Origin of the sequence: Gordonia sp. L191 (assembly GCF_030077625.1) — a bacterium.
Classification (GTDB): domain Bacteria; phylum Actinomycetota; class Actinomycetes; order Mycobacteriales; family Mycobacteriaceae; genus Gordonia; species Gordonia polyisoprenivorans_A.
The window spans coordinates 5,795,315-5,808,062 of the sequence record NZ_CP125996.1; the positions used below are offsets into that span (position 1 = coordinate 5,795,315).

Here is a 12,748-nt window from a genome sequence, read left to right on the forward strand (position 1 = left end):
TCAGCCCGGATATCCGCGCACGCGGCGCCGCCGTCGCGGATTGTGTGCCGGTACCGGCACGTCACGCAGGGCGCGGGAGATGATGTCGACGAACTCGGTGCACGTCTGGTAGCGCTCCTCGGGCTTCTTGGCGAGCGCCTTGGCGAACACCGAATTCAGCGCCGACGGAAGCCAATCGCGGCGCCGGGTGAGCTTCGGCGGCTCGTCACGCAGGTGGGCGTAGGTGATGGCGAACGGCGTGGACCGCGGGAACGGCGGCAGCCCGGTGAACAACTCCACCAGCGAGCACGCGAACGAATACACGTCGGTGGCGGGGGAGAGTTGTTGTGCTTGAAGCAGTTCGGGTGCGGCGTAGGCGATGGATCCCTGCACACGACCGTTGCGGGCCAGCGGCCGGGTGTCGTCGAGGAGTCGTGCGATACCGAAGTCGCTGAGCATGGCATCGGTGTCGTCGGAAGTGGAGGTCAACAGGATGTTCGCGGGTTTGACATCCCGATGCAGGATCTCGCGGGAGTGTGCATAGTCCAGGGCGTCACCGATCTGAGCTGCCACGCGTAGTACCGCGGGCACCCGCGGCTGTTGATCCTCACGCGGGATCAGCGACATCGCCGACGGCCCGGCGACGTACTGCATCGCCAGCCAGAGCTGCGTCCGCGGCGGCGACGAATCGACGAGCATCTCACCGCGCGAGACCATGGCCACGATGTGCGGATGATCGAGGAGCGACGCGATCGCGAACTCTCGCTCGAAGCGTTCTCGCGCCCGGCCGGTGTCGCCGTCGTCGGCGTGGAGAACCTTCAGTGCGAGCGGCGTCGACTCGTCGGTGCGGTGCACCCGGTAGACGTCGGCGCTGCTGCCGTGACCGACGGCGGCGTCGACCACAAAACCCGCGACCGTCTCGCCAACCCCGAACATCTCGTCAGGATATCGGCTGGTGCCAAAATCACTTCTTGGGCGTCAGGCGGAAGATCGGGAAGACACGGCCCTCGGCGGTTTCGGTGTATTTCAGGAATTGCTCGGACGCCGAGACGAAACCCTGCCACGCCTGCTCACGCTGCGCCGGATCGAGTTCGGTGGCGGTCGCCGGATGCTTTTCGATCCCGGATTTCTCGCCGGCGTATTCGATGGTGATCTCCGGATTCTTGCGCAGGTTGTGCACCCACGCCGGATCCTTCGGAGAGCCGGCCGCGCTCCCGACGATGAAGCGGCCTCCGGCGCCATCGGGCAGCGACATCAGTGGCGTCACCCGCTGCGCTCCCGATTTGGCGCCGATGGAGTGGACGAGGACGAGGTTACGGCCGAAGCCCATGGTGGTGACGGTGCCGTCGTTGGCGTGGAACTCGTCGATGATGGTCTTGTTGAAGTCGGTCATCACTCCATAGTGCGTGAGGGCGACGGTGGAGTGTGGACGTTGGCCAAACGTTCACCGCAGGGGCGTGCCGGTGCGGGTCTCAGGAAGGGACACGGGCACCCGGCGGCCACGCCTACGCTGAACCCATGAGCAGTGTGCACACGAGTACCGAGATCGGCAGCGTGGACCTCGCCGATCTGCGCGCCGACCTCCCCGACCAGATGATCGTCACCGACCCCGACATCCTTGCCGGGTATCGGCAGGACAGAGCCTTCGACCCGACGGCCGGTACACCGCTCGCGCTCATCCGCCCAACGACCACCGAGCACATCCAGACGGTGGTCCGCTGGTGTGCCGCTCGTCGCGTCCCGATCATCACCCGAGGCGCGGGCACCAGCCTCTCGGGAGGTTCGACGGCCGTCGACGGCGCGGTGATGCTCTCGACGGAAAAGATGCGTGAGATGAGCATCGACACCGCCACCCGAACCGCGGTGGTGCAGCCGGGGCTGTTCAACGCCGAGGTGAAGGCCGCTGCCGCGGCACACGATCTCTGGTATCCGCCGGACCCGTCGTCATTCGAGATCTGCTCGATCGGCGGCAACGTGGCCACCAACGCCGGCGGACTGTGCTGCGTCAAGTACGGCGTCACCACCGACTACGTGCTCGGTATGCAGGTGGTGCTCGCCGACGGCCGCGCGATCCGCCTCGGCGGCAAGCAACTCAAGGATTCGGCCGGGTTGTCGCTGACCAAACTGTTCGTCGGCAGCGAGGGGCTCCTCGGGATCATCACCGAGGTCACCTTGCGGCTGCTGCCACCGCAGGCGTCGGCGTGCACGGTGGTCGGTTCCTTCGCGTCGGTGCATTCGGCGAGCGAGGCGGTTCTGGCGATCACTGCCAGGATTCGGCCGACGATGCTCGAGTTCATGGACAAGGTCTCGATCAACGCCGTCGAGGACATGCTGCGGATGGGCCTCGACCGGGACGCGGGAGCACTGCTAGTCGCGCAGTCCGACGCGCCGGGCCCGGCCGGTGTGGCCGAGGTCGAGATCATCCGCGAGGCCTTCGAGTTTTGCGGTGCGTCCGAGGTCTTCGACACCGCCGACGCCGCCGAAGGGGAGGCGTTCACCGCTGCCCGGCGCGCCGCCATCCCCGCGGTGGAGAAACTCGGTTCGCTGCTGCTCGAAGACGTCGGGGTGCCGCTACCGGCACTGCCCGCACTGATCGACGGGGTCGGCAAGATTGCGAGCGACAACGCGGTGATGATCTCGGTGATCGCCCACGCCGGAGACGGCAACACCCATCCGCTCATCGTGTTCGATCCCGACGACGCCGACGAGCACGACCGCGCACAGAAGGCGTTCGGCCAGGTGATGGACCTCGCGATCTCGTTGGGCGGCACCATCACCGGTGAGCATGGCGTCGGCCGCCTGAAGAAGGGCTGGCTGCCCGATCAGGTCGGCCCCGACGTCATGGAGCTGACCGCCGCCATCAAGGCCACCCTCGATCCCGACGGCCTGCTGAATCCCGGTGTGATCCTCTGACCCACCCCTCCGGGTGGCCGGCCCTTCCTCCGCTGGTGTGCCGCCGCCCGCCGGCGGCCGCTTCTCCCGCTGGTGTGCTTCTACCCGGCGGCGGCCATTCCTCCCGCTGGTCGAGGTGTGAGGAGCGTTAGCGACGAGCCTCGAGACCTTTTGTGCCGGTGCTGGTTCCGTGTCGGCGTTGTCGTGTCGCCGGGTCTCGAGGCCCTCGCCCTGGCGGGCTCGGGCACCTCGACCATCGGCGGGGTGGTGGCCGCCACCTGGTGGCGACGTTTTCTCCCGCTGGTCGAGGTGTGAGGAGCGATAGCGACGAGCCTCGAGACCTTTTGTGCCGGTGCTGGTTCCGTGTCGGCGTTGTCGTGTCGCCGGGTCTCGAGGCCCTCGCCCTGGCGGGCTCGGGCACCTCGACCATCGGCGGGGTGGTGGCCGCCACCTGGTGGCGACGTTTCACCCGCTGGTCGAGGTGTGAGGAGCGATAGCGACGAGCCTCGAGACCCGTTGAGACACAATGCCTTCCGCGCCACCACCCCGAACCCGTAAAACCCTACCGCCCCGTCCACCGCGGGGGACGCTTGGTGACGAACGCGCTGATCCCCTCGATGGTGTCCTGACTGATCAGCAGCGAGTCGAGGACCGAGGAGGTCGCCTCGATCGCCTCGACCGGGTCGTCGATGGCCTCGGCGTCGGCCATCGCCTGCAACGACGCCCGGACCGACGTCGGCGAACCGGCCAGGATCTCCTGTGCCACTTGACGTGCGGCGACGAGTGCCTGGCCGTGGTCGGCGATGCGGCTGACCAGGCCGATGCGGTAGGCCTCGGCGGTGTCGATGCGGCGGCCGGTGAGGATCATGTCGCGGGCCAGTGCCGGGCCGATCGCGCGCGGTAACCGCACGAGTCCGCCCGCGGCGGCGGCCAGGCCCACCTTGACCTCGGGCAGGCCGAAACTCGCCTTCTCGTCGGCGACGATGACGTGGCACGCCAGGGCGATCTCGAGACCACCACCGAGGGCCACGCCGTTGACGGCGGCGATCACCGGCTTGGGTAGTTCCCGGCGCGAGGTGAGACCGCCGAAACCGTTCTTCGGGACCGCGAGCATCGCGTCACCGGCCATGTGCGCCAAATCATTTCCGGCGGAGAAGGCCTTGTCGCCCGCGCCGGTGAGGATCGCCACCCAGAGGTCGGCGTCGGCGAAGTAGGCGTCGAAGATCTCGTCGAGTTCGGCGTTGGCCGCCGGGTCGAGGGCATTGCGTGCCGCCAGCCGGTTGATCGTCACTTCGAGGACATGACCATCGCGACGAATGACGACGTTCTCGTACTCCTCCCGAAAGCCGGGCGGTCTGACCGGGAACAACTCGGACATCCGCTCATCGGAGACGGCCACGCGATTTCCGCGGGCGAAGGACCGGACGACGATCGGCGAACCGATCGGATCGGTGCCCGCGGTGAGCAATTCGAGGAGTTCGTCGTCGCCCTCGGCGCCGTTGGCAACGAAGCGCGCGCCGTCGACGAGCCGGCCGACGACGATGGACTTTCGACGGCCGTTCTTGTCCGCGGGCAACACGGTGAAACTTTCGATGGTCGCGGCGCCGTCGGCGTTGCGTCGTTCGTCGACGGGCGGTCGGCTGTTGAGTTCTCGCTGGATGCAGGCGTCGTCGCCGGCCCTCCACGGGGTCGGTGTGGCGGAGTAGATGCCCACCGAGTACTTGCTCATCAGGCCGCCGTTGGCGGCAACGAGACCGAAAGCGCCAGGGCGCAAACGCACTCGATCGACGACCTCGGCGATGGCGTGCATCGAATAGTTGTTGCCCGGGCCGCCGAAGTAGGGCAGTCCGCCGGTGACGGTCAACCCACGCGGATCGTCGGCGCGCAGGCCGAAGGCATCGCAGATGTTGAACACCGCGATCGGGAAGCAGCTGTAGAAGTCGAGGAAGGCGATGTCGTCGAGGGTCAGGCTGGCCATGTCGAGGGCGGCGTTCATCGCGGCGATCGACGCGGGACTCGTCGACATGTCGTCGCGTTCCATCAACGGCCGCTCCCGCAGATCACTGTGCCCGTGCACGAATACCCAACGCGCGGGATCGATTCCGAGTTCGGTGGCCTTGGCCAACGACATCACGACGACCCCCGCGGCCTGATTCACCTGATCGCGCGCGACCAGCAGGCGCGTATACGGTTCGGCCAGCGCGCGATTGGAGTCCGACACCCTCGCGACTTCCTCGACCGATCGCGCTTCCGGCGACGCCGCATGCGGATTGGCGGCCGCGATCGCCGACATCGGGGCGAACAGTTCGGCCATCGACCGCGCGTAGTCGGCGCGGGACAGTCCCCGATGGTGCCGCCGCGCGTTCTCCAGCAGTGCGTACTGGGTGATCGGCTCGAGGAGCCCATGTCGCGCCTCCTGCACCGAGGTGAGGCCCTTGAGCCCGAATCCGCGGTCTTCGTGATCGCCGGGCACCGTCTCGGAGAAGTCGGGGCGCGCTTCGGCGGGGAGAGACTTGAGCGCGTGCCGAACCGTCGACATCACCTCCGAGCCGAAGATCAGCACAGCGTCAGCATTGCCGTCGGCGATGGACTGCGCGAACTCGTCGACCAGTTTCTGCGGGCTCTGTCCGCCGACCACCTCGGTGACCGCGCGCCGCGGCGTGACCCCGATCCGGCCGGCGACCGCGCGCGGCATGTTGTCCGGACGGCCCAGCGGCGACGACGAGAGCGGACTCGACACCTCGAAGGATCGCACCGCGACGACGGTGTCGACGGCCCGTGCCACGTCGGTGGGTCCGACGCCGGTGTCGGTCAGCGCCGCATCGAGCGCGCGGGCGGCCAGATCGGCCTCACCCAGACCCCGGTAGTCGTCGTCGGTGATGCGTTCGGACGCCTGCCCGACGCCGACGATGACGGGGGTGCGCGGATCGAGGTCGTGAAGCTGGGCCCCGTGGGTCATGCGGTGTCCTCCCGGTCACATGAGACATGTGCTCACCATCGTTCCATGTGACCAGGCGGCGCTACCGATGCGCCTGTGAGAATGCACGATCGACGGGCCGTGGGGAAGGGCGTGACCGTACGCCGCGGCAACCCCTCTGTGCCGCGGCGTGCGGGGCCGTGATGTGGATCGCCCCGCGGTCAAGCGCCAGCGTGCGGCTGTTTGTCGGCTGCCGGTCGACGACATGGCACCCCCCGATGCCACGCCGATCACGTGCGGGAAATGGTCTCTGTCTCAGAGTCCACCCGAACGCGGTCAACCACTTGGGGTATTGACAACAATAGAATGACAAACGACGCTCATCGATATCGGATATGTTGTCTTCCAACAAGGCGACCTTGAGGGTGGGGCGAGAAAGGCGGTAGGCCGGTAATGCGCGATCTCGATCTTCGACGGCTGCGGATGTTCATGGCGGTGGTCGATGCCCCGTCGTTGCGGGTGGCGGCCGAGCGGCTCTACATCTCCCAGCAGGCGCTTTCTGTCGCCATTCGCGAACTCGAGCGGCAACTCGACGTCGAGTTGTTCTCTCGGTCGCGACGAACTCTGACGCCCACGCCGGCCGGGGTTGCGCTGTACGAGGGGGCAATCCCGTTGCTGGCGGGCGGGTCGAATCTCGCGGCCGAGGTCAAGATGATCGACGACAACAAGCCCGACCCGTTCTCCATCGGGCACACGCCGGGGTTGGCGCCGTCTGAGGTGTTCCAGGTCATCGAGGGTGCTGTGTTGGCCGATCCGTCGTTGCTGATCACGGTCAAGCCGCTGTGGCCGGGTGACATCCGTGACGCCATCATGTCCGGCGATGTCGACATGGTGCTCGCCCGCTCGCACACTGCGCCGACCGATCTCGCCGGTGCCATCGCCACTCGGCACGAGCTACGGCTGGCGGTCAATGCCGACAATCAGCTGTCGAAGAATCCGACGTGTGCGATGCGCGATCTCGCCGATCATCCGATCGTGGTGTCCGAACTCGAGGACGACTACAAGAACATGATCGTGTCGTACTGTCGCCGAGCCGGTTTCGAGCCGGAGATCGTCGTGTCGAATCTGCGTGGCACCCCACCACACATGTCGGTGATCACCCATCCGGATGCGTGTGCGTTCGTCACCAATCAGCCGGGATGGTTGTACCAGAACCAGATTCGCGTCGTCTCGTTCGACGATCCGCCGATGACCCCGGTGATGGCCATGTGGCTGCCCAACACCGCGTCGAGGATCCGTAACGCCATCCTCGACGCGGTCGGGATCACTGACGAGACAGAATGAGCTCCAGGTTGGTGCCGGTGGGTAGGGCCCCGTACTCGAATCCGCGGTCGGTGCCGAGTCGCGCGGCGATGAATGCCTCGGCGACCTCGGTCGGTGAGAACCGCACGAGCAGAGACGCCTCCAGTGCCAGCGCCATCGATTCGATGACCCGTCGCGCGTTGCGCTGAGCGGCTGCGGCATCGAGTCCGGCGAGTTCGCCGAGCTGGGTGCGCAACCGGTCGAGGTGGGCGTCGAGGTCGGCGTGCGCACCGCGTGCCAGGTTCACCTCGGCGTCGAAGGCGCCGACCGATTCCGGTTCACGGGTCATGGCGCGCAGCACGTCGAGGGCGATGACGTTGCCCGAACCCTCCCACACGGCCATCACCGGTTGTTCGCGGTAGCGCATGGCGAGTGGGAAGTCCTCGGTGTATCCGTTGCCGCCCAGGCATTCCAGGGACTCGTAGGCGTGATGCGGGCCGCGTTTGCAGATCCAGTACTTGGCTACAGCGGTCGCGAGGCGGCGGAAGGCACGTTCGGTGTCCGAGGCATCCTCGTCGTGGGCGCGCGCCAGGCGCATCGCGGTGACCGTGGCCGCCTCGGATTCCAGTGCGAGATCGGCCAATACGGCCATCATGGCCGGCTGGTCGGCCAGCGTCGCACCGAATGCCGCGCGATGGCGGGCATGCCACACCGCTTCGGCGACGGACTGTCGCATCCCGGCGGCACTGCCCAGCACGCAGTCCAGTCGGGTCTGGGCGACCATCTCGATGATGGTGCGCACTCCGCGGCCAGGCTCGCCGACCATCAGCGCGACGGTGCCGTCGAGTTCGATCTCACTGGACGCGTTGGACTTGTTGCCCAGCTTGTTCTTCAGCCGCTGGATGCGGAAGACGTTGCGGGTTCCGTCGGGCAGAACGCGGGGGAGCAGGAAGCACGACAGTCCCTCCCCGCCGGGGCCCTGGGCCTGCGCAAGCACCAGGAACGCATCCGACATCGGCGCCGAGCAGAACCACTTGTGTCCGGTCAGCAGGTACTCCGCGCCCGGGCCGCCCGCGCCGACCGGTCGGGCGACGGTGGTGTTGGCGCGGACATCCGACCCGCCCTGCTTCTCCGTCATCGACATCCCGAAGATCGCCGATGTTTTGTCGGCGGACAGTTCGGGAGAGTAGCTGCGTGACAGTGCTTTCGGTACCCAGGCGGCAGCGACGTCGGGTTGCAGTTCCAGTGACGGGATCACCGCATGCGTCATCGATACCGGGCAGGCATGGCCCGGCTCGATCTGACCGAAGAGCATGAACACCGCGGCTCGGGCGACATGCGAGCCCGGCTGCGGGTCGGCCCAGCAACGGGTATGGGCGCCATGGGAAATCGACGCGGAAAGGATGCGGTGATACGACGGGTGGTACTCGACCTCGTCGATGCGGTGGCCCCACCGGTCGAAGGTGTGCAGTTCGGGGGTGATGGTGTTGGCCAAGTGCGCGTCGTGCTGGAACTCCGCGCTGCCGACGAGTGCGCCGACCGCACGCAGCTCTGCCTCGGCCCATCCCGCGTCGTGACGCACAACAGCCTCTTGCAGAACAGTATTCAGCTCGTACTCGTTGACGTCGACGCGTGGTGTGGACTGATTGAAGACCGTGTGGGTCAGATGTGGCTGAGGGTGGGCCGATTCGGTGGTGGCGCTCGGGTCGGTAGTGGTCGGGTCGGTCGAGGTCACGGCGATGCCTTTCCGGTGGGGGTCAACGGCTGGTCGAGCACGCTGTCGGGGATACCCATGTTGGTGAACAGAACAGTGACGGCCTCGGCGACGGATGTCCCCAATTCGTCTCCGGTGGCGGCATTTTGGACGGTCAGACCGAAAATCGCCGACCAGAAGGCCCGGGCCTCGACGCCGATCTCGGCCCGCAGCTGCCATCCGGTGCGGACCAGGGTGTCGAGGAGTGCGGCCTCGCCGCTGTCGTGCAGGGTGGACAGCGTTTCGGTGATGTGGGGGCGCAGATCGGTGCGACGTGACACCAGCAGCATGGCGGTGGTGAACAGCTCGACGTTGCGCGACTGCGGTCCGAGGAGCGTCTCGACGAGGGTGCGGGTGTAGTCACGCACCGTTGTCGCCGACGCCGCGGCATGCTCGGCATGGCGACCAGCGCGCAGCACCGCCGCACACGCCACCTCGACGAACAACTGCTCCTTGGACCCGAAGTAGTAGGTGACCTGGTTGGGAAAGGCGTCGGCCCGGGCGCAGATCTGCGCCACCGACGCGGTTTCACCGGACTCGGCGAACACCTCGCCGGCCGCATGCAGCAGTGCGCTGCGGGTGGCCTTGCCCGCCTCCCGGCTGGCTCGACGTGTGGCGGCCATGGCTTCTCCCTGATGTTTGTATGAAAAACAATAAATAGGTGAGACAAATCCTGCAAGCGTGGATGCGATGAGAGTCGGCGGCGGCGCTCCAGTGGACCACCTCTGCACACCGAACTTGATTGTCGCTACAGCGCGGCGAACGCCTCGTCGAGGAGTCGACGCGACTGGAGCGCCTCGATGGCAACGCCGTTGAGAAGGTCGTCGAGTCCGCGTTGGAAGATTCCGTCGAATGTCACATATGCCAACGATTCCGACATTCTCGAAGGCTCGCCGCGCAACTCGCAGTAGCGGTCGATGACGTTCCAAATCATTTGTGCACGACGGGTTTCGATCTCGGCAACCTCAGCCTGCAATGAGGACTCGAACCGTGTCTGGTTGCGGAGGTCATACCACAGACGATGCAGATGTGATTCCGAGGCGAGCGTGGTGAAGAACATCTCGGTGAACTGACCACGCAATTCTTCGGCTGTCGCGGAGGTGGCAACAGCCTCGTCGTAGCGTGTGACGCACATCGCCTCGAAGATGGTCACCGCTTCGGCAATGAGGTCCAGCTTGTCCTGGAAGTAATAGTGCAGGACGCCGTGGGAGTAGGGGGAGTTCTGGGCGATCTCACGCAGGCTCGTGCGCGCGTATCCCAGCTCCGCCAGGGTCACCAGAGTTGCGTTTGCCAGCTCGCTGCGGCGCGCCTCGAACTTGTCTGTACCACGCACGCCAGAACGCGACTCGGAACGCGCGGTCGTGGTCGTCATCACTCGATCCTACGGCTCATTCGGCACCCAGTCACGGTGGGGCATGGCTCTCCCATCAGGGCTTGACAGTTGTCCAAGAAACTCTTGACACCTGTCCAATGTCTTTCGTACTGTGATCCACATCGCATTACGGCGACCCGGTCATCAGTGACCCGGGATGTGACTTCCCGATTGAAAGGCAATGAGATGACGAGCTATGACCTGAGTGGCCGGATTGCACTTGTTACCGGTGCAGCGCAGGGCTTGGGTGCCGGAATGGCCTCAGCCCTGGCCGCCGCGGGAGCTTCGGTGGCTGTCGCCGACATCAACACCGACCTGGGACAAGAGACCGCAGACAACCTGCGCGCCGCGGGTGCCAAGGCTGAATTCGTCCACCTCGACGTCCGGCAGGAATCGGACTGGGAGACCGCTGTAACCTCGGTCGTGGGCGCCCTCGGCGGCCTCGATATCGTCGTCAACAACGCCGGCATCGAGATCACCGAGTTGCTCGTCGACTTCGACCCCCGCGCCGCATCCGACCTGCTCGCGATCAACGTCCTCGGCACCGCGCTGGGGATCAAGCACGCGTTCCGCGCCATGCGCCCAGGCGGACCGGCCGGAGTGGGCGGCGCGGTTGTCAACATTGCCTCAGTGGCTGCGACCATCGCCTTCCCCGGCATCTCCCTTTACTCCGCATCGAAGTCCGCCATTGACCGGCTCACCCGCGTCGCGGCCGCCGAGTCCGGCAAACTCGGCTACGGCGTGCGTGTCAACTGCATCTACCCGGGTCTTACTCCGACCGCCATGGGCAACAAGCTTGCTGTGGAGACCGCGGGCCTTGGATTATTCGAATCCCCCGAGGCCGCCGCTGGTGCGGTCGCCGAGCTCACTCCGCTGGGCCGACTCGGCCAGATCGATGACATGGCCGACGCGGTGGTCTTCCTTGCGTCCGACGCGGCGAAGTTCATCACCGGTGCGGGTCTGCCCGTCGACGGCGGAATGGGCATGTGATCGCGTGACCCTCGCCTTCTATCTCGACAAGGGTGCTTCCCTCGGTCCAGATGCGCCATGCCTGACATTTCACGGAGAAAGCCGGTCCTATGGTGAGGTCGTCGAACTCTCATACTCGGTGGCCAAAGCTCTGCGCCGCTCAGGAGTTCGCCCGGGAGACAAGGTAGGGATCCTCTCGGCCAATCATCCGACCTCGTTCACATGCGTCTTCGGCATCGCCCGCGCAGGCGCGGTCTGGTGTCCGATCAATCCCCGCAACGGGGTTGCCGAGAACGCTGAGTTGATCGATCGATTCGACTGCACCACCCTGATTTACCAACCCTCCTTCGATCCGCTCATCGCCGAGATTGCGCCCACGCTCCCGTCACTGGTGAACCTCATCCGACTCGGTGAAAGTAACGATATCGCAGTCGGATTCGACGAGTGGATCGCCGCGGCGAACGCCGACGATCCGATCGACGACGAGCCGCCCGATGACGTGGTTGCCCTCGTCGGAACCGGCGGCACCACCGGCCGGCCCAAGGGGGTGATGCTCACCAGCCTCAACCTGCAGACCATGTCGTCGGTGGTGCTCATGCGCTACCCTTTCGCCGGCCGTCCCCGCTACCTGGCGCTGGCTCCGCTCACCCATGCCGCCGGCGTGCTGTGCTTCCCCATCCTGGCGCTCGGTGGCGAGATCGTCGTGATGGATCACGCCGATGTCGGCGATTTCCTGGAATTGATTGCACTGCATAGGATCACACACACCTTCTTGCCACCGACGTTGATCTACATGGTGCTCGGTCACCCGTCGCTCGACACCACCGACCTCTCGTCGCTTCAGTGTTTCTGGTACGGAGCCGCCCCGATCTCAGCCGACCGGCTGGCTGAAGCCCTCGACCGAATCGGTCCGATGGGGCAGTTGTTCGGACAGTCTGAGGCGCCGATGATGATCTCCACACTGGCACCTGCCGATCATCGATCCCCCGATGGCAGTATCGATCGCACACGACTGGCCACCGCCGGAAAGCCGTCTCCGTTGGTGACTCTCGCCATTCTGGACGAGAAGGGTGCGCCCGTCGCTGACGGTCAGCGCGGAGAGGTCTGCGTACGCGGGCCATTGGTCATGAAGGGGTACTACGACAACCCTGAGGCGACGAAGGAAGCGTTTGAATTCGGTTGGCACCACACCGGGGATATCGGATTCCTTGACGAGGCCGGCTACCTCCACATTGTCGACCGCGCCAAGGACATGATCATCTCCGGCGGTTTCAACGTCTACTCGGCAGAGGTCGAGCAAGCGCTCATGGCCCACGACGCGGTCCGCGACTGCGCCGTCGTCGGCCTCCCCGATGACAAATGGGGAGAACGCGTCACCGCGGTGATCACCACCGCGGACGGCGCCGACCTCGACACCGGCGAACTCATCGACTTTGTCAAGGCGCGCATCGGAAGTGTCAAGGCTCCCAAGCAGATCGAGATCTGGCAGGACCTCCCGCGATCCGCTGTTGGAAAGATCCTCAAGCCCAGCATTCGCACCACGCTCACCGCCACCTGAAACGAC

Annotated in this window: 10 protein-coding genes; 4 read left to right on the forward strand and 6 right to left on the reverse strand. The window is 65.9% G+C overall.

Features of this window, described 5'->3' with window-relative positions:
• Together QNM97_RS26180 and QNM97_RS26185 are read right to left on the reverse strand one after the other, a co-directional pair.
• Entirely contained in the window at positions 1-915 is a 915-nt protein-coding gene (locus QNM97_RS26180) for a serine/threonine-protein kinase (protein ID WP_283820982.1), read from the reverse strand.
• Positions 916-943: 28 nt separating this feature from the next.
• Positions 944-1,372, reverse strand: coding sequence for a nitroreductase family deazaflavin-dependent oxidoreductase (locus QNM97_RS26185; RefSeq protein ID WP_006369908.1), 429 nt, complete (start codon positions 1,370-1,372; stop codon positions 944-946).
• Between the two features lie 125 nt (positions 1,373-1,497).
• Between QNM97_RS26185 and QNM97_RS26190 the strand changes: the two genes are divergently transcribed.
• The gene (locus QNM97_RS26190; protein WP_283820983.1) at positions 1,498-2,892 is read left to right on the forward strand and encodes an FAD-binding oxidoreductase; all 1,395 of its coding nucleotides are present in this window, start codon (positions 1,498-1,500) and stop codon (positions 2,890-2,892) included.
• Between the two features lie 541 nt (positions 2,893-3,433).
• Here QNM97_RS26190 and QNM97_RS26195 read toward each other — a convergent pair.
• A complete protein-coding gene (locus QNM97_RS26195) occupies positions 3,434-5,830 on the reverse strand; it encodes an acetyl-CoA acetyltransferase (RefSeq protein ID WP_283820984.1) in 2,397 nt (798 codons plus the stop codon).
• A 411-nt stretch (positions 5,831-6,241) separates the two neighbouring features.
• Between QNM97_RS26195 and QNM97_RS26200 the strand changes: the two genes are divergently transcribed.
• Complete coding sequence (locus tag QNM97_RS26200; protein ID WP_283820985.1) at positions 6,242-7,132, forward strand: LysR family transcriptional regulator; 891 nt, start codon at positions 6,242-6,244, stop codon at positions 7,130-7,132.
• Here QNM97_RS26200 and QNM97_RS26205 read toward each other — a convergent pair.
• The 3 genes from QNM97_RS26205 to QNM97_RS26215 all read right to left on the reverse strand — a co-directional run bounded on the left by QNM97_RS26205 (position 7,113) and on the right by QNM97_RS26215 (position 10,215).
• Positions 7,113-8,825, reverse strand: coding sequence for an acyl-CoA dehydrogenase family protein (locus QNM97_RS26205; protein ID WP_283820986.1), 1,713 nt, complete (start codon positions 8,823-8,825; stop codon positions 7,113-7,115). The genes QNM97_RS26200 and QNM97_RS26205 overlap by 20 nt on opposite strands.
• Positions 8,822-9,466 carry a TetR/AcrR family transcriptional regulator C-terminal domain-containing protein gene (locus QNM97_RS26210; RefSeq protein WP_283820987.1) on the reverse strand — a complete coding sequence of 215 codons (645 nt, stop codon included), beginning with the start codon at positions 9,464-9,466 and terminating at the stop codon, positions 8,822-8,824. The genes QNM97_RS26205 and QNM97_RS26210 overlap by 4 nt, the downstream gene beginning before the upstream one ends.
• A gap of 125 nt (positions 9,467-9,591) precedes the next feature.
• Positions 9,592-10,215, reverse strand: coding sequence for a TetR/AcrR family transcriptional regulator (locus QNM97_RS26215; RefSeq protein WP_283820988.1), 624 nt, complete (start codon positions 10,213-10,215; stop codon positions 9,592-9,594).
• 186 nt (positions 10,216-10,401) lie between these two features.
• On the opposite strand from QNM97_RS26215, the gene QNM97_RS26220 reads away from it, so the two are divergent.
• Entirely contained in the window at positions 10,402-11,205 is an 804-nt protein-coding gene (locus QNM97_RS26220; RefSeq protein WP_283820989.1) for an SDR family NAD(P)-dependent oxidoreductase, read from the forward strand.
• 4 nt (positions 11,206-11,209) lie between these two features.
• Positions 11,210-12,742: an acyl-CoA synthetase gene (locus tag QNM97_RS26225; RefSeq protein ID WP_283820990.1), complete on the forward strand. Its 1,533-nt coding sequence runs from the start codon at positions 11,210-11,212 to the stop codon at positions 12,740-12,742.
• Positions 12,743-12,748 lie beyond the last annotated feature (6 nt).